At 74.3% G+C, this 22875-nt stretch carries 20 protein-coding genes; 11 read left to right on the top strand and 9 right to left on the bottom strand.

From position 1 onward, the window contains the following. Positions 1-131: 131 nt before the first annotated feature. Entirely contained in the window at positions 132-1586 is a 1455-nt protein-coding gene (locus HNR61_RS12385; RefSeq protein ID WP_182843294.1) for a serine hydrolase domain-containing protein, read from the bottom strand. Positions 1587-1763: 177 nt separating this feature from the next. Then, positions 1764-2132 carry a VOC family protein gene (locus tag HNR61_RS12380; protein ID WP_182843293.1) on the bottom strand — a complete coding sequence of 123 codons (369 nt, stop codon included), beginning with the start codon at positions 2130-2132 and terminating at the stop codon, positions 1764-1766. A gap of 118 nt (positions 2133-2250) precedes the next feature. Between HNR61_RS12380 and HNR61_RS12375 the strand changes: the two genes are divergently transcribed. Further along, positions 2251-3153, top strand: coding sequence for a LysR family transcriptional regulator (locus HNR61_RS12375; protein ID WP_246442636.1), 903 nt, complete (start codon positions 2251-2253; stop codon positions 3151-3153). A gap of 207 nt (positions 3154-3360) precedes the next feature. On the opposite strand, the gene HNR61_RS12370 is transcribed toward HNR61_RS12375, so the two are convergent. Further along, a complete protein-coding gene (locus tag HNR61_RS12370; RefSeq protein WP_182843291.1) occupies positions 3361-4191 on the bottom strand; it encodes a helix-turn-helix domain-containing protein in 831 nt (276 codons plus the stop codon). Between the two features lie 116 nt (positions 4192-4307). On the opposite strand from HNR61_RS12370, the gene HNR61_RS12365 reads away from it, so the two are divergent. Further along, a complete protein-coding gene (locus HNR61_RS12365; protein ID WP_182843290.1) occupies positions 4308-5291 on the top strand; it encodes an aldo/keto reductase in 984 nt (327 codons plus the stop codon). Here HNR61_RS12365 and HNR61_RS12360 read toward each other — a convergent pair whose 3' ends face one another. Next, positions 5292-6737: a PucR family transcriptional regulator gene (locus tag HNR61_RS12360; protein WP_312897872.1), complete on the bottom strand. Its 1446-nt coding sequence runs from the start codon at positions 6735-6737 to the stop codon at positions 5292-5294. 75 nt (positions 6738-6812) lie between these two features. Between HNR61_RS12360 and gabT the strand changes: the two genes are divergently transcribed. The 3 genes from gabT (at position 6813) to HNR61_RS12345 (ending at position 10990) form a co-directional block, all read left to right on the top strand. After that, entirely contained in the window at positions 6813-8183 is a 1371-nt protein-coding gene (gabT, locus tag HNR61_RS12355) for a 4-aminobutyrate--2-oxoglutarate transaminase (RefSeq protein WP_182843289.1), read from the top strand. Positions 8184-8389: 206 nt separating this feature from the next. After that, positions 8390-10072, top strand: coding sequence for an amidohydrolase (locus HNR61_RS12350; RefSeq protein ID WP_182843288.1), 1683 nt, complete (start codon positions 8390-8392; stop codon positions 10070-10072). A gap of 120 nt (positions 10073-10192) precedes the next feature. After that, entirely contained in the window at positions 10193-10990 is a 798-nt protein-coding gene (locus HNR61_RS12345; protein WP_182843287.1) for an SDR family NAD(P)-dependent oxidoreductase, read from the top strand. Here the strand turns inward: HNR61_RS12345 and HNR61_RS12340 are convergent. Then, complete coding sequence (locus HNR61_RS12340; RefSeq protein ID WP_182843286.1) at positions 10966-11955, bottom strand: LLM class flavin-dependent oxidoreductase; 990 nt, start codon at positions 11953-11955, stop codon at positions 10966-10968. The two genes, HNR61_RS12345 and HNR61_RS12340, sit on opposite strands and share 25 nt — an antisense overlap. A gap of 204 nt (positions 11956-12159) precedes the next feature. Between HNR61_RS12340 and HNR61_RS12335 the strand changes: the two genes are divergently transcribed. Genes HNR61_RS12335 through HNR61_RS12325 form a run of 3 tightly spaced genes read left to right on the top strand, consistent with a single transcriptional unit; the run spans position 12160 to position 15262 of the window. Beyond that, positions 12160-13779 carry a GAF domain-containing SpoIIE family protein phosphatase gene (locus tag HNR61_RS12335; RefSeq protein WP_220509285.1) on the top strand — a complete coding sequence of 540 codons (1620 nt, stop codon included), beginning with the start codon at positions 12160-12162 and terminating at the stop codon, positions 13777-13779. Further along, a complete protein-coding gene (locus HNR61_RS12330; protein WP_182843284.1) occupies positions 13776-14891 on the top strand; it encodes a cobalamin B12-binding domain-containing protein in 1116 nt (371 codons plus the stop codon). Before HNR61_RS12335 ends, HNR61_RS12330 begins: the two co-directional genes overlap by 4 nt. Next, entirely contained in the window at positions 14888-15262 is a 375-nt protein-coding gene (locus HNR61_RS12325) for an STAS domain-containing protein (RefSeq protein ID WP_182843283.1), read from the top strand. Before HNR61_RS12330 ends, HNR61_RS12325 begins: the two co-directional genes overlap by 4 nt. A gap of 7 nt (positions 15263-15269) precedes the next feature. Here HNR61_RS12325 and HNR61_RS12320 read toward each other — a convergent pair whose 3' ends face one another. After that, on the bottom strand, positions 15270-16631 hold the full coding sequence (locus tag HNR61_RS12320) for a serine/threonine-protein kinase (RefSeq protein ID WP_182843282.1): 1362 nt from the start codon (positions 16629-16631) through the stop codon (positions 15270-15272). A 256-nt stretch (positions 16632-16887) separates the two neighbouring features. Between HNR61_RS12320 and HNR61_RS12315 the strand changes: the two genes are divergently transcribed. Beyond that, positions 16888-17124 carry an EF-hand domain-containing protein gene (locus tag HNR61_RS12315; RefSeq protein WP_067815634.1) on the top strand — a complete coding sequence of 79 codons (237 nt, stop codon included), beginning with the start codon at positions 16888-16890 and terminating at the stop codon, positions 17122-17124. A 58-nt stretch (positions 17125-17182) separates the two neighbouring features. On the opposite strand, the gene HNR61_RS12310 is transcribed toward HNR61_RS12315, so the two are convergent. Both HNR61_RS12310 and HNR61_RS12305 read right to left on the bottom strand, forming a co-directional pair. Further along, positions 17183-18880 (bottom strand): ExeM/NucH family extracellular endonuclease, encoded by a 1698-nt coding sequence (locus HNR61_RS12310; RefSeq protein WP_182843281.1) that lies wholly within the window; start codon positions 18878-18880, stop codon positions 17183-17185. A 104-nt stretch (positions 18881-18984) separates the two neighbouring features. Beyond that, positions 18985-19596 carry a TetR/AcrR family transcriptional regulator gene (locus HNR61_RS12305; RefSeq protein WP_182843280.1) on the bottom strand — a complete coding sequence of 204 codons (612 nt, stop codon included), beginning with the start codon at positions 19594-19596 and terminating at the stop codon, positions 18985-18987. A gap of 63 nt (positions 19597-19659) precedes the next feature. Between HNR61_RS12305 and HNR61_RS12300 the strand changes: the two genes are divergently transcribed. Next, entirely contained in the window at positions 19660-20907 is a 1248-nt protein-coding gene (locus HNR61_RS12300) for a macrolide family glycosyltransferase (protein ID WP_376770253.1), read from the top strand. A 410-nt stretch (positions 20908-21317) separates the two neighbouring features. Here HNR61_RS12300 and HNR61_RS12295 read toward each other — a convergent pair whose 3' ends face one another. Further along, the gene (locus HNR61_RS12295; protein ID WP_182843278.1) at positions 21318-21872 is read right to left on the bottom strand and encodes a NuoB/complex I 20 kDa subunit family protein; all 555 of its coding nucleotides are present in this window, start codon (positions 21870-21872) and stop codon (positions 21318-21320) included. A gap of 84 nt (positions 21873-21956) precedes the next feature. Here HNR61_RS12295 and HNR61_RS12290 point away from each other — a divergent pair, with 84 nt between their 5' ends. Continuing rightward, positions 21957-22844 carry a LysR family transcriptional regulator gene (locus HNR61_RS12290; RefSeq protein WP_182843277.1) on the top strand — a complete coding sequence of 296 codons (888 nt, stop codon included), beginning with the start codon at positions 21957-21959 and terminating at the stop codon, positions 22842-22844. Positions 22845-22875: the final 31 nt, after the last annotated feature.

Raw genomic sequence — 22875 nt, 5'->3', positions numbered from 1 at the left:
ACATCCCTCCCTGACCGGACGCTCCTGCGCTCGATCTCCCTCGGGGATGCTGGGTACGTGACGATGCGGCGTTGCGCGCGCGGGCCGAGGGGCTCGCGGCTCGGGATGCCGCGAGCCCCTCGGCCCGGCGTTCAGGAGACCTTGGGCGCGGCGCGCATGCCGATGTAGACCGCCGGGACGCCCCCGGCGAGCGTTGCGAAGACGACGGGCATGTAGTCGTCGCTGAACGCCGCGCCGACGCCGGTCCCCGCGAACACGGTGGCCGAGACCGGGATCAGGTCGATGTCGAGCGGCGGGGAGAAGTCCTTCATCCCGTCGACGAACTCGTACACCAGGTGTGGGCGTCCCTCCCGCAGCGAAGCGGTGATCAAAACGCCCTCGCGCCTGTAGGTCCCGACGAACGGCGTGAAGTCGACGTCGACCGGGGACTCGGGCGGCGCGAACGCCGGCGGCATGGTGACGCCCGCGAGCTCGGCCAGCAGTTCCTCCATCAGCGCGGAGTACAGCGGGCGAGCGGCGCCGCCGTTGGTGCACAACGCGATCGCCACCCGGGCGTGCGGGGCGACGCGCAGGTAGGCGTACTGGCCGATGGAGGCGCCGTCGTGGCCGTAGCCGGGGACGCCGTTCCAGTCGTACAGCGACCAGCCGAGCCCCCATCCGTCGGCGAACACGGTCCACTTGTCGGGCGAGTCGACCACGCGGCGTTGCATGAGCGCGACGGTCCCGGGGGCCAGGATGCGCGTGCCGTCGGCGGCCAGCCCGCCGTCCAGATGCATCCGGGCCAGTCGCACGACGTCGCCCGCGGTGGCCAGGACGCGCCCGTAGGGTCCGGCTGAGCGCGGCATCATGTCCCAGACCGGGGCGGGGGCGGGGTCGGCGCCGGGCTCGTTGAGGTGGCCCATCGCGGTGCGGAAGGCCAGGGCCTGCTCGGGCAGCGTCATGGTGTGGGTGGCGCCGAGCGGCGTCAGCAGCAGGTCCCTGAGGGCCTGGTCCCAGGTCAGGCCGGTGACGACCTCGATGACACGACCCAGGATGTTGTAGCCGACGCTGGAGTAGGAGGTGCCGGTGCCGGGCGCGCAGTCCAGGGCGACACCCCGGGCGGCGTCGGCATATCTGGCCAGGCAGTCGTCGCCGCGCCCGGTATCGGCGGTGAAGTCGCAGGTCAGGCCGCTGGTGTGGGAGAGCATCCGGCGGATGGTGATCTGCTCGGTCGCCGCCGGGTCGGCGACGGCGAACTCCGGCAGCACGGCGGTGACGGGGGCGTCCAGGTCCAGCCTGCCGTCCTCGGCCAGCTTCATGACCAGGGTCGCGGTGTAGAGCTTGGCGACGGACCCCAGTTGGAAGACCGAGTCCGGGGTGGCCTCGACGCCGGTCCCCAGGTGCAGCAGACCGCTGGCCATCTCGTGCAGCCGCCCGTCGGCCCAGATCGCCAACGTCACGCCGGGGACCTTGTGCGTCGCGCGCAGCTCGTCCAGCCGGGCCTGCCAGCGATCGCGGTCGAAGCCGCGTCCGGCGGAGTCGCGGACGCCCCACGCGCCCCCGGCCTCCCAGTTGCCGGTCGAGTCCCACGTCAGGGTGTCGGTCATGATGATGTCTCCTCGGGTTATCAGTGGATGGCGCCGATGAACGGCGCGCCGGACGGCCATGGCCCTGCGCCGCGCGTTCGCGTCGGTGAACACGGTGATTGCAGGTGACCTCTTGGGCACGGTGAGTAGTCGGCGGTGGGCGTGGCGGTGCGGGGGACGGTCGCCGGGGATGGGAGGTCAGGCGCCCGCGGGCGCGACCCACTCCACGAGTTCGATCTCCAGGCCGTTGGGGTCGACGATCCGCAGCGACCACTCGCCCCACGGCGACCGCCGCAGCGGTGCGGCCATGGCCGCGCCCTCCCGGCGCAGCCGGGCGTGCTCGGCGAGGACGCCGGTGACGGTGAAGGTCACGACCGTCGGGAGGTGCGGTGGCTCGGCGGGCAGGCGCTGCCGCAGCATGATGTCGGCGGCCCCGTCGTCACGGGTGAGCCAGACGAGCCCGTCGGTCACCAGCTCCTCCCGGAAGCCGAGGTGGGTGGTGAGGAACCGCCGCGAGGCGGCCAGGTCCGCCACCGGCACCGCCACGCTGGTGGAGACGACGTTCATATCGTTCGTGCTCCTTTAGGATCATTACGGCGAGGAATTCGGCGATGTCGTCAAGCGTGCCCTTGCGCCCGAGGTGGAACAACGGCATATGCCGCAACGATCCGTTTACTGGCGATTGATGGTGGAGTGGGCGTTGGACCTGCGCGAGATCGAGATCTTCCTGACCCTGGCCGAGGAGCTGCACTTCGGCCGCACCGCCGACCGGCTCCACCTGTCGGTCGCGCGGGTCAGTCAGGCGATCAAGAAGCAGGAGCGCGCCGTCGGCGCCGCGCTGTTCGAGCGCACCAGCAGGACCGTCCGGCTGACGCCGGTCGGCCACCAGCTCAAAGACGACCTCGCGCCGCACTACCGGGGGCTGAAGGAGAGCATGGCGCGGGCCGCGCTCGCCGCCCGGGCGAAGACCGAGATCCTGCGGATCGGCATGATCGGTGGCGGCAACGCCCGCGACCTCAAGCCCCTCCTGGAGGCGTTCGCCGAGCGGAACCCCGACGTCGAACTCCAGATCCGCAGCGTGACCTTTGGCGACCCGTTCGGGCCGCTGCGCGACGGTGACGTCGATGTCGCGGTCCTCTGGCTGCCCGTCAGGGAGTCCGACCTGACGGTCGGACCGGTGCTCTTCACCGAGTCCATCGTCCTGATGGTCCCCGCCGACCATCCGTTCGCGGGCAGGGCGCTGGTCTCCTACGAGGACCTCGCCGACCAGGTCGTCGTCGACACCCCGATGCCCAGGTACTGGAGCGAGGCGCTCATCCCCACCCACACGCCGAGCGGCAAGCCGATCAGGACGGGCCCCAAGGCCGGCGAGATCCTCGAAGTGATCGCGGCGGTGGCCTCCGGCCAGATGGTGACGCCCGTACACGCCCAGACCGCGCGCTACTTCGCCAGACCCGACATCACGTATGTGCCCATCGAGGACGCGCCGCTGGCTCATTGGGCGCTCATCTGGCGCAACGACACCGGGTCCGACGCGGTCCACGCCCTGGCACGTGTGGTCGCCGACCACGGCCCCTCCACCCTGTAGGGGCGCATGACTCGGCTGGGCGGGACCTTCCGGGATTGATGCACGGAAGACGGTCGGCCGTGGCGCTCACCGGCCTGGTCCGGGTCAGCACCGATGGTGAAAGACCCCGTGCCGACACGACGCCCTGGACCCGATCTGCCGGAAGGAAGCCGCGGCCAGTCGCCTGGACGGTCGCGTTCTCGGGCTACGAGGCGCCGCCCCGTTCCGTCAGGGGGCTTCGGAACGTCCGGCCGCGAGGACCGCGAGCCGGTCCAGGGCGGCCTGGGAGGGGGTTCCGGCCGGGGCGGTGTAGGTGACCAGCTGCTGGTCGAGGGTGCCCGGCAGCAGCATGGCGACATAGTCCAGCGTCAGCCTGCCCACCTCCGGATGCCGGAACTCCTTGCGTCCCGCGCCGGGTCCCTTGACGTCCTGCCACGTCCACCACGTGCGGAACTCCTCGCTCCGCCCGGTCAGCTCCTCGATCAGCTCCCGGGTGGCCGGGTCGCCGGGGTCGCGGCCGGTGGCGGCGCGCAGGTGCGCGACGCCCTGCCGCGCCATCGTCTCCCAGTCGACGTAGAACGAGCGTGCCCGCGGGTCGCAGAAGGCGTACCAGACCAGGTTGCGGCGGGGCATCGCGGCGAAGTCGGTGACCAGCGCCGCCGCCATCGCGTTCCAGGCCAGCACGTCGAGACGGCCGTTGAGCACGTACGCCGGGACGGTGTCCAACCGCTCCAGCAGCCGGTGCACGCCCGGCACCACCTCCTCGTCCGCGCGGCGCCGCAGGGGCGCGGGCTCGGCGCGCGCCAGGCGGTAGAGGTGGTCGCGCTCGTCGGCGTCCAGCCGCAGCGCCCGCGCCAGCGCGTCCAGCACCGAGGGCGACGGCCGGACAGGGTGGCCCTGTTCGAGCCGCATGTAGTAGTCGGGACTGATCCCCGCGAGCTGCGCGACCTCGGCGCGCCGCAGCCCCGGCACGCGCCGCCGCCCGTACGCGGGCAGCCCCACGGCCTCGGGCCGGAGCCGGTCGCGCCGCGACCGGAGGAAGTCGGCCATCTCTCGCATGCCCTCCAGTGTGCCTACTAGTACCGCCGTTACCAGCCTCCGGCGGGCACTGGCAGCCCTTCCCCGCGTCCCCGAGGCTGGAAGCGCTCCCGATCATGAGAAGAGGTGTTTCCGGCGTGCGCTACCGCACCCTGGGCCGGCGGGGCCCGGAAGTCTCGGTCATCGGATTCGGCGCGATGACCCTCGCCACCGGCATCTACGCCGACGTCGCCGAGGACGAGGCCGCCGAGGCCCTGCGCGCGGCCGTGGACGCCGGCGTCACGTTCGTCGACACCGCCGACATCTACGGGCCCGGCGCCAGCGAACGCCTCGTCGGCCGCGTGCTGGGGCCGCGCCGCGACGGGATCGTCCTGGCCACCAAGTTCGGCGGCGACCACGACGAGGAGGGCCGCCTCGTCCGCGGCCTGGGCCGCCCCGGGTACGTCCGGCGCGCCCTGGAGGCGAGCCTGACCCGTCTCGGCACCGACCACGTCGACCTGTACTACCTGCACCGCCTCGACCCGACTACCCCCGTCGAGGACACCGTCGGCGCGCTCGCCGAGCAGGTCGCCGCGGGGAAGATCGGCCACATCGGCCTGTCGGAGGTGTCGGCGGCCACCCTCCGCCGCGCCCACGCCGTGCACCCGATCACGGCCGTGCAGAGCGAGTACTCCCTGCTCACACGCGACCCCGAGGACGGCGTCCTGGCCGCCTGCGCGGAACTCGGCGTCGGTTTCGTCGCCTACAGCCCCCTCGGCCGCGGCCTGCTCGGCGGCGCCGTCCGCTCGCGCGAGGACATGGGCGGCGGCGACTGGCGGCGCGGCAACCCGCGCTTCCAGGGCGACAACCTGACCCGCAACGTCACCCTCGCCGACACCCTCGCCACCCTCGCCGCCGGGCAGGACGTCACCGCCGCCCAGCTCGCCCTGGCGTGGCTGCTGCGCAAGGGCGCGTTCCCCATCCCCGGCACCCGCCGCGCCGCCAAAGCCAGGGCCAACGCCGCGGCCGCCGACCTGGACCTGCCCGCCGCCGTCTTCGAGGAGCTCGAAGCGCGCATCCCCCGCGACGCCGTGGCCGGGCCCCAGGGCGACCGGAACTACCTGACCAACATCGACCGCTGATCAGTCCGCCGCGTCGTCGCCGGCGGTGACGGCCAGGGCGATCCACAGTTCCGCGCGGACGGCCGGGTCCTCCAGGTCGCGGCCCAGGAGCTCGGCGGCCCGGCGCACGCGGGTCCGCAGGGTGTGGCGGTGGATCCCCAGCGCGCGGGCCGCCGCCTCGCCCTGCCCGTTGGCCGTGATGTACGCGCGCAGCGACGGCACCAGGCCCTCGGCCCGGAGCGGGGCCAGCAGCGTGTCCGCGAACGCCCGCGCCAGGCCGGGGTCCAGGAGCCCCAGCACCCCCTGGCCGGGCAGGTCCTCGTACCGGACGACGCCCCGGCCCCGCCGCGCCGCCGCCAGCGCCCGTTCGGCCCGCCCGAGCGCCGCGCGCAGCCCGCCGGGCTCCGCGCGTTCGGCGGGCGGGCTGACGCCCACCGGGCCGTGGTCGGCGGCCAGGGCGGCGACGTGGTCGGCCAGGGGCTCGGGCGTGATCACCGCGCAGGCGTCCGCCAGCGGGACCGCCAGGCAGCGGGTCCCGGCCGGGTCGGCGTGCAGCGCGTCCAGCACCGCCGTCCCGCCCGCGCACGCCAGCACCCGGAGCGGCGCGGGCGGCAGCGCCGGGCCGTGCGGGAGGCCGAGGAGCAGCGCGGCCAGCGTCGCGCGCAGGTCCCGGTCGGTGCGCGGGGTCTCCGACTGGAGGGTCAGCAGCGCCACCGCCGCGCCGACGATCGTGTGGGCCGGGTGGGGGAGCGGGTCGGGCGTCCCGACCGCGAGGAAGCCCGCCGGACGGCCGCTCACCCCGATGCTCTGCACGGTGACGTGGTCGTGCGGGCCGGAGAACGCGGCGCTGGACGGCGCCTTGCGCAGGCGTTCCAGCTCCGGCAGCAGGGCGGCGGCGCGGTCGCGGGCCGGGGCGGGCTCGGCGTGGCGCACCTCGCCGGAGGGGGACAGCAGCAGCGCCCAGCCGCCGAGCTCCCGGGCCAGGCGGGCGACCAGCGGCCCCGGCCCCTTCGACGCCGCGCGGGTCAGCTCCCGCTGCGCCTGGAACGCCCTGGTCACATCCTCGTACCGCTCGGCCGCCAGCATCCGCGACACCGCCTTGCCCACCGCGATGAACGGCGTCGCGCGCGGCACCTCCAGCAGCGGCAGCCCCTGCGCGCGGGCCGCCTCCAGCAGGCCCGCCGGGACCGTCCCGTGCGTCAGCCCGACGCCGAAGCCGAGGCCGACCACCCCCCGCGCCACCAGCCGCGCCACGTAGGCGGCGGCGTTGCCGGAGGTCAGCCGCATCCCCGTGGTCAGGACCAGCTCCCCGCCCTCCAGGAACGGCGTCGGATCCTCCAGCTCGCTCACCGCCACCCACCGCACCCGCGCGTCCGGCACGTCGGTCAGCGCCCGCAGCCCGAGCGACGGCAACCCGGTCACGGTGGCGAGGGCAGGCGGCACGGCGGTCTCGCTTTCGATGTCCACGGTGGAAGGGTGAACGGCGGGGATTCGCCGTTCCGTACGGTGCACAGCGGTGGGTCGCGAGCTTACCTTCGCGCCATGACCAGCGTCCCCATCACCGATGTCCCCACCTCCGGGAACGCCGCGCGCCTTCCCCAGGAGCGCCGCGTCGTCACCGAGATCCCCGGCCCCCGCTCCCGGGAGCTCCAGGCCCGGCGCGCGGCGGCCGTGCCGCCCGGGGTGGGCAGCGTGCTGCCGGTGTACGTCACCGACGCCGGGGGCGGCGTGGTCGTGGACGCCGACGGCAACTCGCTGATCGACTTCGGGTCCGGCATCGCCGTCACCAACGTCGGCAACGCCAACCCCCGCGTCGTCGAGCGCGTGCGCGACCAGGCCGGGCGCTTCACCCACACCTGTTTCATGGTCACCCCGTACGAGTCCTACGTCGCGGTGTGCGAGGCGCTGAACCGGCTCACCCCCGGCGACCACGAGAAGCGCTCGTTCCTGGTCAACAGCGGCGCCGAGGCCGTCGAGAACGCCGTCAAGATCGCCCGGTACGCCACCGGGCGGCAGGCGGTCGTCGTCTTCGACCACGGCTACCACGGCCGCACCCTGCTGACGATGACGCTGACCGCCAAGAACATGCCCTACAAGCAGGGGTTCGGCCCCTACGCGCCCGAGGTCTACCGGATGCCGCTGGCCTATCCGTTCCGCTGGCCGACCGGGCCGGAGAACGCCGGGCCCGAGGCGGCGGCGCAGGCCGTCGACCAGATCACCAAGCAGATCGGGGCGGACAACGTCGCCGCCGTCGTGATCGAGCCGATCGCGGGCGAGGGCGGCTTCATCGAGCCCGCGCCCGGGTTCCTGCCCGCGATCGCGGAGTTCTGCGAGGCGAACGGGATCGTCTTCATCGCCGACGAGGTGCAGACCGGCTTCGCGCGCACCGGGGACCTGTTCGCCTGCGAGCACGAGGGGGTCGTCCCCGACATCGTGACCACGGCCAAGGGCATCGCGGGCGGCCTGCCGCTGGCGGGCGTCACCGGCCGCGCCGAGATCATGGACCGGGTGCACGGCGGCGGCCTCGGCGGCACCTACGGCGGCAACCCCCTCGCCTGCGAGGCCGCCCTCGCGGTGCTGGAGGAGATCGAGCGGGACGACCTGACCGGCCGGGCCCGCCGCATCGGCGAGATCATGCTGCCCCGGCTGCGGGCGATGGCCGAGAGGCACCCGGCCGTCGGGGACGTGCGCGGGCGCGGCGCGATGATCGCGATCGAGCTGGTCAGGCCCGGCACCAAGGAGCCCGACCCGGCGCTCACCGCCGAGATCGCGCGCCGCTGCCACGCCGCGGGCCTGCTGGTCCTCACCGCGGGCACCTACGGCAACGTGCTGCGCTTCCTGCCCCCGCTGGTGATCCCCGAGCATCTCCTCGACGAGGGCCTGACCATCCTTGAGGAGGCGTTCGCCGCCTAGCCCCCGCGCCGCAGGAGTCAGGCGGCGAAGGGTCGCCGGCCGCCCGCCAGGGCCGTCGGCGACCCTTCGCCGCCTTTTCCGGTCATGGGTTCGGCGGCGCATCGGGCCGCTCCGTTACGGATCAGTGGTTGACCTGATCTCGTTTGGTTCCGTACGTTCTCTGGGCAACGACGTTTGGGCCCAAAATTCCCAGGAGTGGTGCGGACATGACCGTTTCCCCGGACCTGGTCCTGCTCAACGGTGAGATCCTCACCGCCGATCCCGCCTTCACCACCGCCCGCGCCGTGGCGCTCACCGGCGGCGCCGTCACCGCCGTCGGGACCACCGACGAGATCGCCGCCCTGGCCGGACCGCGCACCGAGGTGATCGACCTGCGCGGGCGCACCGCGCTGCCCGGCATCAACGACTCCCACCTGCACGGCTGCGCGTTCGGCCTGTCCCGGCCGCCGCTCGCGCTCGACCTCGGCCACCCCGCCGTCCGGTCCATCGCCGACATCCTGGCCGCCGTCCGGGAGGCCGCCGGCCGCACCCCCGCGGGCCGGTGGATCCGCGGCAACGGCTGGGACGCCGCCTACCTCACCGACGGCCGCGCGCCCACCCGCCACGACCTGGACGCCGTCGCCCCCGGTCACCCCGTCTACCTCCAGGACTTCACCGGCCACCTGACGTTGACCAACACCAGGGGCCTGGAACTCGCCGGGATCACCGCCGGCACCCCCGTCCCCGAGGGCGGCGTGATCCACACCGACGGCACCGGCGCCCCGAGCGGCCTGCTCGCCGAGGGCGCGCAGGGGCTCCTGCAACGCCACCTGCCCGCCCACACCCGCGACGAGATCGAGCGGGGCGTCCGCAACGCCGTCGCCGCCCTCCACCGGGAGGGCATCACCAGCTACACCGAACCCGGCCTCGGCCCCGGCGGGACCGACCTGTTCGGCGGCGCGTCCGGCCGACTCACCCTGGACGTCTACGCCGACCTGGCCCGCGCCGGTCGGCTTGAGGCCCGCGTCAGCGTCCTGCTGCTGCTCACCGGCATGAGCGGCTCGGCCGCCGACATCGCCAGGGGCCTCGCCGAGGCGGAGATCCCCGACGACGTCGACCCGCGCGTCCTCAACGTCCTCGGCGTGAAGCTGTTCGCCGACGGCATCCCGCCCAACAGGACCGCCTGGGTCCGCGAGGAGTACCCCGGCGGCGGCTTCGGCCGCCTGTGCGTGCACGGCGAGGCCGACGCGCTGCGCGTCCGCGAGCTGACCGAGATGGTCCGCCTCGCCCACGAGGCCGGGCACCAGCTCGGCGTGCACGTCACCGGCGACCGCGCGATCGACGCGGTGGTGGACGCGTTCGAGGCGGCGCAGGCCGAGCACCCCCGCGACGACCCCCGCCACTACGTCATCCACGCCGACCTCGTCGGCCCGCAGAGCCTGGAGAAGCTCGCCGCGCACGGCTTCGGCGCGAACATGAACCCCGCGATCAAGTGGACGATCGCCGACGCCATGGCCGAGCTGCTCGGCCCGGAGCGCGCCGCCTACCAGTGGCCCGTCCGGTCCGCCCTGGACGCCGGGATCCCGGTCACCAGCAGCTCCGACGCCCCCGTCACCCACCCCAACTGGCGGCAGGGCGTCGCCGCGATGATCCTGCGCGAGGGCAAGGCCAGCGGCCGCCCCTACGGCCCCGAGGAACGCGTCGGGCTCGCCGACGCCGTCCGCGCCTACACCGTCCACGCCGCCTGGCAGGACTTCGCCGAGGAGTGGAAGGGCTCCCTCGAACCCGGCAAGGCCGCCGACGTCACCGTCCTCGACGGCACCCTCACCGAACTCGACCCGCACGACCTGCCCGACGTCCCGGTCGCCCTCACCGTCTTCGACGGCCGCGTCGTCCACTCCACCCTCTGACCCCCGCGAGTGAGGAACTTATGGGCGGCGAGTTCCACCGCTTGGTGGCGGCCGCCGCGCGCCTCGCCCGGACGCCTGCCCGCCGCCCACCTTGGCGAGACCCCACGGAGGAGCCCTGACATGGAGGAACGCGTCTACCTGATCACCGGCGGCGGCAGCGGGATCGGCGCGGCCGTCGCGCACGGCGCCCGCGCCGCCGGGGCCCGCGCCGTGATCTGCGGCCGCCGCCGGGACGCCCTGGAGCGGGTCGCCGCCGCGTCCGGGGCCGACGCCCGCGTCGCCGACGTGACCTCGCCGGAGGCGGTGGCCGCCCTGGTCACCGAGGTCGTGGACGCCCACGGGCGGCTGGACGGCGTGGTCGCCAACGCCGGGACCATGCGGCCCGGGGCCGTCCTCGACCTGACCGCGCAGGACTGGCAGGCCAGCCTGGACACCAATCTGACCTCGGTGTTCCACCTGGCCAGGGCCGCGCTGCCGCACCTGGTCGCGGCGCGGGGCGCGTTCGTGGCGGTCTCCTCGATCGCCGCGCTGCGCGCCTCGGCCGGCGCGGCGGCCTACGCCGCCTCCAAGGCGGGCCTGACGACGCTCACCCGCAGCATCGCCGTCGACTACGGCGGGCAGGGCGTGCGCGCCAACGTCGTGTGCCCCGGCTGGATCCGCACCGAGATGGCCGACGCGGAGATGCGCGCGTTCGGCGACCCCCTCGACCTGGACGTCGACGAGGCGTACGCCGAGGTCACCCAGCTCGTCCCGCAGGGCCGCCCCGGAACGCCGGAGGAGGCCGCCGCCGCCGTGCTGTGGCTGCTCGGCCCGCACGCCTCCTACGTCAACGGCGCGGTGCTGACGGTGGACGGCGGCACGGTCCTGCCGGATCCGGGCACGATCCCGTTCGGCTACGAGGTGCGGCCCAGGCCGTAGAGGCCGGCGAGGATCTCGTAGGAGCGGAGGCGGTCGGCGTGGTCGAAGACCATCGTGGTCACCATGACCTCGTCGGCCGCCGTGCGCTTGACCAGCAGGTCCATCTGCTGCCGCACCGCCTCCGGGCCGCCCACCACCTGCGCGGCGATCCGCGACTCGATGATGTCGCGCTCCAGCGGCGTGTACGGGTGGTTCGCGGCCTCCTCCGGCGTCGGCAGCGGGCCCGGCCGCCCCTGGCGCAGCCGCAGGAACGACAGCGCCTGCGGCTGCGCCAGCTCACGCGCCCGGTCGTCCTCGTCGGCCGCCGTCACCGACACGGCGATCATCGCGTAGGGCCTGTCCAGGTCGGCCGAGGGCCGGAACGACTCGCGGTACACCTCCAGCGCCGGAAGCGTGTTCTCGGCGCTGAAGTGGTGCGCGAACGCGAACGGCAGTCCCAGCAGCCCCGCCAGCCGCGCGCTGTAGCCGCTGGACCCCAGCAGCCACACCGGCGGCCGGTTGCCCGCCGCCGGGGTGACGTCGCTGTGCGGCTCGAAGTAGCCGCGCAGCTCGTGGACCTGCTCGGGGAAGTCGTCCACCGACAGGGCCTCGGGGGAGCGGCGCAGCGCCAGCGCCGTCCTCTGGTCGGTGCCCGGCGCGCGGCCCAGTCCCAGGTCGATCCGCCCCGGGTACAGGGCCTCCAGCGTCCCGAACTGCTCGGCGACCACCATCGGCGCGTGGTTGGGCAGCATGATCCCGCCCGATCCGATCCGCATCCGCTCGGTGACCGCCGCGACCTGCCCGATCAGCACGGACGTCGCGGCCGAGGCGATGCCCGGCATCGTGTGGTGCTCGGCCAGCCAGTAGCGGTGGTAGCCGAGCCGCTCGGTGTGCCGGGCCAGGTCGAGGGTGTTGCGGAGCGCCTGCGCGGAGGTGGACCCGCTGGCGACGGGCGCGAGGTCGAGCACGGAGAAGGGAACGGTCATGAACCTTTCCAACCCTGCCCGCCTGCCCGTTCTTCCTTCGTTAGACGAGCGAAGGATCACAGGCGTAGCCTTGGTTGCCTGGCGACAACTGTTCGGTGCTGTTACGGTCGAGGAACTCGTATCGGAAAGACGTGAGGGGGAGGTTCCGCGCCAGGGGCCACAGAGATGACGGTGACACAGGGGCCGGAAGGCCCGCAGGATCAGATGTCCGTGCCGACCTGGCAGCGGGCGCCCTACGCGGCGATGACGGTCGATCCATCGGACCTGGTCACCCGGCTCAACGACGCGGCGCACGCCCTGCTGGGCGCCGTCGACGGGACCCCGCTCGTCGACGCGGTCCCCGGCTGGCTGGCCCGCGCCCACGCGGCGTTCGTCGCCGCCCCGCCCGCCCCGGCCACGGCCCCCGCGCCGGTACGGGGCCCGCTGGGCGACCGGACCGTGGACGCCCACGCCGAGCGGCGGGACGACGGCGGCGCGGTGTGGTGGCTTCTCGACGTCACCGAGCACGAGCGGCTGACCCGGACGCTGTCGCGGGAACGGGAGCGGACCGCGTTCCTGGTCGAGGCGTCCAACGAGCTGCTGTCCTCGCTGAACCTGCAACGCTGCATGGAGGTGACCGTGCGCCTGGCCGCGCGGCACCTGGCCGACGCCGCGCTGCTGGTCCTGCCGCGCTCGGACCGGGGCCACCCGGTCGCCTACTGCGGCCCCGACGGCCTTCCCCGCCGCGAGACCCTCGCCCTGGACCCGGCCGAGATGCCCGGCCTGGCCGAGGCGCTGCAGGGCTTCCCGCCCGTTCCGTCCCGCTGGATCGACCCCGGCGGCGCGCCCGCCTGGGCGCACCGCGAGGACCTGGGCGAACCGGGCGCCATGGTGGTGACGGCGCTGCCCGGCCACGGCGTCCCGGCCGGGGCGCTGATCCTGCTGCGCGGCGGCGGCCGCGAGACCTTCGGCGAGGACGAGGAGGTGTTCGCCCGGCTGTTCGCGGCGCGCGCCGGGGCGGCGATGTCGTCGGCGCGCCTGTACGCCGAGCAGGCCGCCATCACCGACACGCTGATGCGCGAGCTGCTGCCGCCCCGCGCCCACCATCTGGACGGGGCGGAGCTGGCCGCCCGCTACCAGCCCTCCGGCGTGACCGAACGCGTCGGCGGTGACTTCTACGACCTGTACCCGGCCGCCGACGGCGACCCCGACGCCGAGCCGCTGGTGGTGCTGGGCGACGTGTGCGGCAAGGGCCTGGAGGCCGCCGTGCTCACCGGCAAGGTCCGGCACGCCCTCCAGGCGCTGCTGCCGATGGCCGGAGACCACCAGCGCATGCTGGGCATGCTCAACCGGGTGATGCTGCGCGACGACTCCACCCGGTTCGTCACCCTGGTCCTGGCGTCGGTACGCCCCGTCGGCCCGCGGTTGGAGATCCGGCTCACCAGCGCCGGGCACGTCCCGCCGTACATCGTGCGCGGCGACGGGCGGGTGGAGACCGTCGAGACGCGCGGCTCGCTGATCGGCGTGCTGGACGAGGTCGTCGCCACCACCCGGACCGCGGTGCTGGAGCCCGGCGACACCTGCCTGCTCTACACCGACGGCATCACCGAGTCCACCGGCGGCCCGCTGGGCGACGAGCAGTTCGGCCACGACCGCCTGCGCGAGGAGCTCGCCCGGTGCGCCGGGATGCCGCCCGAGGCGCTGGCCGAACGCGTCCACATGCTGGCCTCCCGGTGGGGCGGCGACGGACCCCACGACGACATGGCCGTGATCGCCATCACCGCTCCCCGGCGCCACCACCTGAGCGCCGTCGACGGGCACGGGCCGGGAAGGTTCACCACATGACGGGCGCGACGAGCGGCACCGGGGCGGGCGCCGACCCGGCATCCTGGACCGGGCCGCTGTGGCACGCCGCGGTGGCGGGCGACGAGTACGCCGCCGCCGACGTCGCGCTGGACGCGGTGCGGGCCGGGCTGGACGCCGAGACGCTGCTGCTGGAGGTCGTCGCGCCGGTCCAGGAACGGGTCGGCCGCGAGTGGGCCGCCAACCGGATCGGCGTCGCCCAGGAGCACACCGCCACCGCCGTCAACGAGCGCGTCATCGGCGCGCTCGCCCACCACCCGGACCTCCGCGCCCGCCCGACCGGGCACGCCGGGCACGCCGTGGTCGCCTGCATCGACGGCGAGTGGCACGGGATGCCCGCCCGGCTGCTGGCCGAGGTGCTGCGCCTGCGCGGCTGGAAGGTCGACTACCTGGGCGCGCACGTCCCCACCCCGCACCTGGTCGCGCACCTGCACCGCGGCGGACCCGACGTGGTCGCGCTGTCCTCGTCGGTCGCCACCCGCCTGCCGGCCGCGCACACCGCCATCACCGCCTGCCAGGCCACCGGTACCCCCGTGCTGGTGGGCGGGGCCGCGTTCGGGTCCGACGGCCGGTACGCGCGCCGCCTGGGCGCCGACGCCTGGGCCCCCGACGCCCGGGCCGCCGCCGCCCTGCTCGCCACCGACCCGCCGCCCGCCCCGCGCCCGGCGCGCCAGGCCATCGACGACCTGCCGCACCTGGCCGACCAGGAGTACACGCACGTCACCCGGTCGGCGGCGCTGCTGGTGCGGGCCGTGATGACCGGACTGCCCGCACGCCTCCCGGCCATGGCCGGCTACACCGACCAGCAGCTGCGGCACACGGCCGAGGACGTCGCCCACATCGTGGAGTTCCTGGGCACCGCGCTGTACCTGGACGACCCCGGCCTGTTCGACGTGTTCCTGACCTGGACCGCCGGGATCCTGACCGCGCGCGGCGTCCCGGCCCGCGGCCTGCTGCCGGGCCTGGAACTGCTCGCCGACCAGCTCGGGGACTTCCCGCGCGCCCACACCCTGCTGACCGGCGCGCACCGCGCCCTGGACCGGTCCCTCGGGCGGAGCCCGGTCACCGCGGACCTGCCGGGCGGGCGCGCGTGAGCGAGGCCCCGCCCCCGCCGCTGAACCTGACCCTCACCCGCCGCGACCCGCGCACGCTGCGCGTCCGGCTGGACGGCGACCTGGACTACCTGACGTCCGGCCGGTTCCTCGCGACGGTCCTGCCGCCGCTGGAGGACGAGGCGGGCCTGGCCGTCCTGGAGCTGGACTGCGCCGGCCTCGGGCTGTGCGACTCGGCGGGCCTGGCGGCGCTGCTGATGGTCCGCCGCCGCGCCACGGCCGCGTCGGTCGGCCTGCGCCTGGACCACCGGCCCGACCGGCTGGACCATCTGCTGGAGCTGACCGGGACCCTGCGCCACCTGACCGGCCGCCCGGCCCCCGCCCAGCCGCGCACCGAACCCGGAAGGCCCTGAGCCCGGCTCAGTAGTGGGTGCCGTAACCGTCGCCCTGCCCGCCGTAGGGGCTGCTGGTCACCGTGTGCGTGGGCTGCGGGCTGCGGGTCTCGTACCCGCCGCCGTTCCCGTCGGAGGCCAGCAGCCGGGGCAGCAGCAGGAGCAGCGCCAGCGCTCCGGCCAGCAGCACCGCGACCACCGAGGCGGCGATCACCCACCGCAGCCCCGAGCCCTTCCGCGCCCGGGGCGCCGGGGGAGGCCAGGTCGCCTCGCCGTGCGGCGGCCGGGGCGCCATGGGGTAGCCCCCGGCCGGAGGCGGGGTGTGCGGCGGTAGCGGCGTCTGCGGCATCTGGGGCGGCGGGGTCGGGGCACCGCCCCAGTCGGCCCGGCCCCCGGCGGGGCTGGTCCGGCCGCGTTCCCCGAACGACAGGTCCGCCGGGTCCGTCGCCGTCCCCCCGGTGGAGCGCGTCGCGGCGTCGGACCGCCGCAGCTCCGCCAGCTTGCGCCCCTCCACCAGGACCTCCCGCGGGATCGCCTGGAGCTCGGCCGAGGCCGGCGCGGCGGCGGGCGGCCGCGGCGGCGCCAGGTCCTTGCCTAGCAGCCACAGCAGCACCTGCGCCGCGTCGGGCCGCCGCTCCGGGTCCTTGGCCAGGCACAGCGCGGCGATCTCCCGGAGGCGGCCGGTGAGGTCGCCGAGGTCGGGCTCGTCGTTGAGGATCCGGTTGATCACGGCGGGCAGCGAGTCCGCGCCGAACGGCGGGGCGCCGGTCGCCGCGAACACCACGGTCGTCGCCCAGGCGAACACGTCGATGGGCGGGGCCGCCGACTCGGCCCGCACCTGCTCGGGGGCCATGTAGAGCGGGGTGCCGATCATCCGGGTGGTCTGGGTGGACACGTCCAGCGCCCGCGCGATCCCGAAGTCGATCACCCGTGCGCCGGACGGGCCGAGCAGCACGTTCTGCGGTTTGAGGTCGCGGTGCACGATGCCCCGCTGGTGGATCGCCACCAGCGCGGTCGCCATGCCGATCGCCACGCGCTGCAGCTCGCCGCCGGTCAGCGGGCCGTGCTCGGTGACCTGCCGGTACAGCGACGGGCCCGGCACGTACTCGCTGACGATGAACGGCCGCCCGTCCTGCATCCCCACGTCCAGGACCCGCGCGGTGCAGAAGTCGTCCACCTGCATCGCGACCTCGAACTCCCGCATGAACCGCATCCGCGCGGTCTCGCTCTCGGCCGCCTGCGCGCCGAGCAGCTTGACCGCCGCCTGCTCCCCGGCGTCCCCGCGCCGCCCCAGGTAGACGGTGCCCTGCCCGCCCTCTCCGAGCCTGCCGAGCAGGTGGTAGTCGCCCAGCCGGACCGGGTCGTCCCTGCGCAGTGCCGCCACTGCCATGCTCCGTGCCCCTGTTCCCGCCGGACGTCACGTTCCCCGTGGGCCGCCGTCGGCGAGGTGCCCGACGTTCCGAGCGGCCGGCCCGGCGCTCATACCCCTACGATGCGCGCCCCTCCGGGCGGGTTCGGCCCCGGGAAAAGGTCATCTTCCTGCGGGAACGCCGTGCGGCGCGCGGGGCGCCGCACGAGGGGGCGGATTCTGCCAAGGTGGGAGGGGCCCGCAGACGGGCGCCGGACGACGAAGGGGAGACCCGGCCATGGCCAAGCTGGACGACACCGCCCGTGCCGAGTTGCGCCAGGCGTTCGACGACTTCGACGCCGACTCCGACGGAACGGTCAGCTTCGACGAGATGCGGCGGGCGGTCGCCGCGCTCGGCATGAACGCGCCCGAGGACCTGCTGCGCGAGCTGTTCGCCGAGGCCGACACCGACGGCGACGGGCGGCTGGACTTCGAGGAGTACCTCGGCCTGTTCGGGGGGCTGCCCGCCTCCTGACCCCGCGGACGGGCGACGCCCCGCCCGGGGACCGGACGGGGCGTCGGGGACGGAGGCGTCACTTGCGCAGGTCGAGACCGATCAGCACCGGGTCGTGGTCGCTGGAGCGGTACGCGTCGGGCGCGTACATCTCCGGCGGGTTGTACTCGGTGTTGTAGTCCATGATCGTCGGCTCGTCGCTGTTGACGTGCCAGATCGTCGCGCCGGTGACCCGCCTGGCCAGGCTCCTGGCCGCCAGCACGTGGTCCAGCTCGCCGGACTGGCCCTGGAACACGTAGCTGTAGCGCTGCTCCCGGCGGACGAACCGCTCGGTCTGGCTGGCCAGGCCCGCCGTCTTCAGGGCCTTGATCGGGTCCTCGGCGGAGTAGGCGTTCAGGTCGCCGAGCACGATCGGGTTGCGCAGCCCCCGGGCCAGGTCGGCGATGGCCTTGGCCTGGGTGACGCGGCGGGCGTTCCAGCAGCTCTGGCCGTCGCCCTGGTCGGCGTCCGGGCCGGTCGCGCCGCCGCAGCCCTTGGACTTGAAGTGGTTGACGACCAGGGTGAACGGCACGCCGCCGCGCACCTTCTGGAACGTCTGCACCAGCGGCGGGCGCTCGAACACCGGGGCGTCGGAGGAGGAGGGCGCGCCGACCGGCCTCACCTTGGCGGGCTTGTAGATCGCGGTGACGTGGATCTCGTCGGTGCCCGGCCTGGGGTGCTTCACCCAGGTGTAGGTGCCGGCGCCGACGGCGGCGTTCAGCCGGTCCACCAGGGCCTTGATCGCGGTGTCGCCGTTGTTCTCGACCTCCATGAGGCCGACGACGTCGGCGTTCAGGCCCTTGAGGGCGGAGACGAGCTTGGCGATCTGGCGTTCCTGTTCGGCCGTGGAGTCGGCGCCGCGCTTGTTGAGCGTGGTGAACCAGTTGAGGGTGTTGAAGCTGGCGACGCGGATCTCACCGCCGACCGGCTGCGGCTTCTTCGGGCGCGGGTTGGTGGGCGCGAAGCGCGGCGACCCCACCGGCTGCACGCGGTAGGCGTTGAACGCCTCGTGCATCACGCCGGTGAGCCCGGAGACCGTGTCGCCGGCGCGCGGGACGCGGCCCTTCCGGCTGTGCGGCACCGGCTTGGGGTTCTGCACGGTGGAGCCGTCGTCCAGCAGCACGCGGCGGGCGTTGTTCCCCGCCTGGGTGTCGCCGTGGCCCTCGGTCGGCTGGAACAGCCGCCCGCCCTGCGACAGCGCGATCTCGCCGTACCGGCCGAGCCCGTAGGTCTCGGTGGCGGTGAGCTTCTGCGTGAAGCGCACCAGGACGCCCTCGTACCGCTCCAGGGTCGCGCCCTTGGCGAGCGGCAGCCGCACCTTGGCGGGGGTGGCCTTGCCGGTCCCGCACACGTCGACGGCGGTGACCGGCGACAGCTCGGTCAGCTTGTTGAACTCGACCACCTTGCCGGTGACCAGCACGCGGTCACCGGGCTTGACGTCCTGCGTCGAGTAGACGAACAGGCCGTCGGAGGTCGCGGGGTCCGCGTCGGGGGTGGGGTCCTGGACGAAGAAGCCCTTGAGCTGGTCCGCCCGCTGGAAGTCCCCGGTGACGACGCCCTCGACGCGGACGGTCTGTCCGGCGAGCGGGGAGGCGTTGCCGTCGCCCTGGACCTGGGCGATCTGGTGGGTGGCGGGCACGGCGCAGGGGCCGGGCTCCGCCTGGGCCGTCCCGGTGCCGGTCGCGGTGACCAGACCGGCGGCCAGGACGGTCGTGAATGCTGCTGCTGTTCGGCGCATGCGCGCGAGCGTAGGGCCGCCGCACCCCCGGGGATGGCGTAATCGTGAAGACTCCACCAATTTGTAATTGATTGGGGTGATTCAGGGAGATATCGGGCTTCCGGTCAGGGGGCGATCGCCCGTACGGCCATCGCCGTGACCGTGTCGGCGTAGGCGTGGGTCAGCGGGCCGGTGCGCAGCATCCAGCGGTAGAACAGCGGCGCGTAGAACATCTCGACCGCCGCCGGCAGGTCGATGCCGGAGGCGGCCTGGCCGGCGCGCTGGGCGGCGCGCAGCCGTTCCGCGGTCACCTCCAGCTGGGGGCCGAGGAGGCGTTCCAGCATGTCGGCGCCCAGGCGCGGATCGTTGTTGATCTCGTTGCCGAGGGCGCGGGTCATGCGGTCCAGCACCGGGTCGTCGAACTCGTCGACGATCGCGCGCAGCACCGTCCGCATGTCGGCGGCCAGGTCCCCGGTGTCGGGCAGCGCCGGGCCCTCCTGCCGCGCCTCGTGCAGCAGCGCGTCGAACATCACCGCGCCCTTGGACGGCCACCAGCGGTAGATCGTCTGCTTGCCGACCCCGGCCCGCGCCGCGATCGCCTCGATCGTCAGCCCGGGATACCCGACCTCGAAGACCAGCTCGCGGGTGGCGGTGAGGATCGCGCGGCGGGACCGTTCGCTGCGCCGTCCCGGATCGGGCCCCCGGCCCGGGGCGCCACTGGAGGGTGATCGCGTCATGCCCCGAACCTACCCCCGAACGAACCGAGACGTCTCGTCTTGACACGCGACCGTCCCTCCGGCATGGTGGAGCACACAACGAGACGAACCGTCTCGTCTCGGAGTGATCGGAGCAGACGCATGACCCGTCCCGCCCACATCGCCATGGTCAGCACCCCGTTCCCCGGGCACGTCAACCCGAGCCTGGAGATCATCCGGGAGCTGGCGGCCCGGGGCCACCGGGTCACCTACGCCAACGACGCCGTCTACGCCGACCGCATCGCCGCGACCGGGGCCGAGCCCGTCGTCTACCGCTCGACGCTCCCGCACGAGGGGACCGAGCACCCCTCCGACTGGCCCGAGGACCCCGCGGGCCAGATGGCCGTCTTCCTGGACGACTCGATCGCGATGCTCCCGCAGCTCACCGCCGTCTACGACGAGGACCGCCCCGACCTGGTTCTCTACGACATCACCGGCTACACCGGCCGCGTGCTCGCCGAGCGCTACGGGGTGCCCGCCGTCCAGCTGTCGCCGTCCGCCGTGGCCTGGGAGGGCTACGAGGAGGACATGGCCGAGTTCATGGACTCGGTCCGCGCCACCCCGACCGGGGCCTCCTACTTCGCACGCTTCGAACGGTGGCTGGCCGACAACGGCGTCGCCGACACCGACCCCCAGCGCTTCTCCGGCCGCCCCGACCGCTGCCTGGCGCTGATCCCGCGCGCCATGCAGCCCAACGCCGACCGCGTCGACCCGGACCGCTACACGTTCGTCGGCCCCTGCCTGCCCCTCGACCTGGAGGAGAGCTGGCGGCGCCCCGCCGACGGCTCCCGCGTCGCGCTGGTCTCCCTCGGCTCGACCTTCACCGACCAGCCCGACTTCTACCGGGAGTGCCTGCGGGCGTTCGGCGACCTGCCCGGCTGGCACCTGGTCCTCCAGATCGGCAAGCACGTCGACGAGGCCGCCCTCGGCCCGATCCCCGGCAATGTCGAGGTCCACCGCTGGGTGCCGCAGAAGGCCGTCCTGAAGGAGGCGGACCTGTTCGTCACCCACGCGGGCAGCGGCGGCGCGAACGAGGGCCTGTACTACGGCGTCCCGATGATCGCCGTACCCCAGGCGGTGGACCAGTTCATGAACGCCGACCGCCTCGTCGAGCTCGGCGTCGCCCGCCGCCTGGACACCGGCGAGGCGACCGCCCCGGCCCTCCGCGAGGCCCTGGACCACCTGACCACGTCCCCCGACGTCGCCACGGCCCTGAAGGGGATCCGCACCGAGACCGCCGAAGAGGGAGGCACCCGCCGAGCCACCGACCTGATCGAGACGTACCTCTCCTAGCCGGTGTTCCAAAGCCCTGGCCCACGGCGCTCGCCCCGGGGCTCGCGCCTCACCAGATCTTGGCGAGCGCGACATCGCTTCGCGATCCGGGAGGCCCCGACGCCGGAGACCGACGACCGCCCACGATCTGAGCCGCAGCGCACTCAAGTGCGCGGCCGCCCGGCGCGGGAACGTTCATGCCACCCCCACAGGGACACCCGAATCGTCCGCTGCGGCCCTCGTCGACCACCACCGATGGGGCGGTGGCGCGTGACGCGTGAGCGGGGCGCCCCTCGCCGAACAGGCCGAAGGGCTGGTCGCCGGCGCTTCGCCGGGAGCTCCGCCCCGACGCCTTTCCCGGGCACGGCGATGAGAGCCTGAGGCACCGCCTCAGGGAACGGCTCGACCGCCGGTGGACGTGCCGACGCGCGTCAGCGGAGGTCGGGGCGCGTGTTGATCAGGGGGAGGCGGGCGAGGCGGGCCCGTTCCCGCATCGCGATCTCGGCGCGGCGGTGGGCGCCCAGTTTCGTGTCCTGGACCCTGTCGTGCAGCTTGAGGATCGCGTCCAGCAGCATCTCCGGCCGCGGCGGGCAGCCGGGCAGGTAGATGTCCACCGGGACGATGTGGTCGACGCCCTGCACGACCGCGTAGTTGTTGAACATGCCGCCCGAGGAGGCGCACACGCCCATCGCGATGACCCACTTGGGCTCGGCCATCTGGTCGTACAGCCGCCGCAGCACCGGGGCCATCTTCTGGCTCACCCGCCCGGCCACGACCATGAGGTCGGCCTGGCGGGGGGTGGCCGAGGCGCGCTCCATCCCCCACCGCGAGAAGTCGTGCCGCGGATCGCCGACGGCCATCAGCTCCATGCCGCAGCAGGCCAGCCCGAACGTCATCGGCCACATCGACGACCTGCGCGCCCGGCCGGCCATCGCCTCGACGGTCGTGAGCAGGAAGTCCCCGGGAAGGTGCTCTTCGAGTCCCATAGTCCTTCCAGGCTGGCCGCGCGGCGTAACGCGATCAACGACGGATCCCGCCACGGTCGTTAAGCCCGGCGTCACAATGGGTGCATGGAGATGCGCGAGATCGAGGCGTTCCTGGAGGTGGCCCGGGAGCTGCACTTCGGCCGCGCGGCCGCGCGGCTCGGCGTGTCCGCCCCTCGCGTGAGCCAGGCGGTGCGCGCGCTGGAACGCCGGGTCGGCGCCCCGCTGTTCGAGCGGACGAGCCGGCGGGTCCGGCTGACGCCGCTGGGCGAACGGCTGCGCGCCGAGCTCCAGCCCGCGTACCGGCGGATGGAACGGGCGCTGGAGGAGGCGCGGAGCGGCGCGCGCACCGAGGTGCTGCGCGTCGGCGTCGCGACCAGCCTGCCCGCCGCCGCGGTCGACGGGCCGATCCGGGCGTTCGAACGCGCCCGCCCCCGCTGCGCCGTGGTGCGTTCGGCGCACCCCAACACCGACCCGGCCCGGTGGGGGAACCGCTGGCCGGTGGACGTCTTCGTCGGCTGGCTGCCCGCCGATCCCGCGCGCGTCGAGGCCATGGGCTTCCACGTCGGCCCGGCGTGGTTCCACCGGGAGCGGGCGGCGCTGGTGGCTGCCGGACACCCGCTGGGGCGGCGCGCCGGCGTCGACGTCGAGGAACTGGCCGGCCAGGACCTCCTGTACCCGAGCGGCATGCCGCAGCGGCTCGCCGACCTGTGGACGCCCCCGGCCACCCCCGGCGGGACCCCGCTGCGCCGGGTGCCCCGGCACAGGTCCGCCTCGCTCGAGGAGGCGGTCGTCCTGGTCGCCGGGGGAGACGTGATCCACCTGACGGTCACCTCGGTGAGCCCGCACGACCCCCGCGTGGTCACCGTGCCGGTGTCCGGCCTGCCCCCGATGGTCTGCGCCCCGGTCTGGTCCGCCGACGCGGGCGGCGCGGTGATCGACGACTTCGCCCGGATCACCGCGCGGGGCGGGTGAGGCCGCCGGCCAGGTCATCGCGGGCATGTTC

This window comes from Actinomadura kijaniata, from assembly GCF_014138665.1.
Classification (GTDB): domain Bacteria; phylum Actinomycetota; class Actinomycetes; order Streptosporangiales; family Streptosporangiaceae; genus Spirillospora; species Spirillospora kijaniata.
Note: the sequence above shows the minus strand (reverse complement) of the source record. Positions and strands in the feature narration are given on the sequence as shown.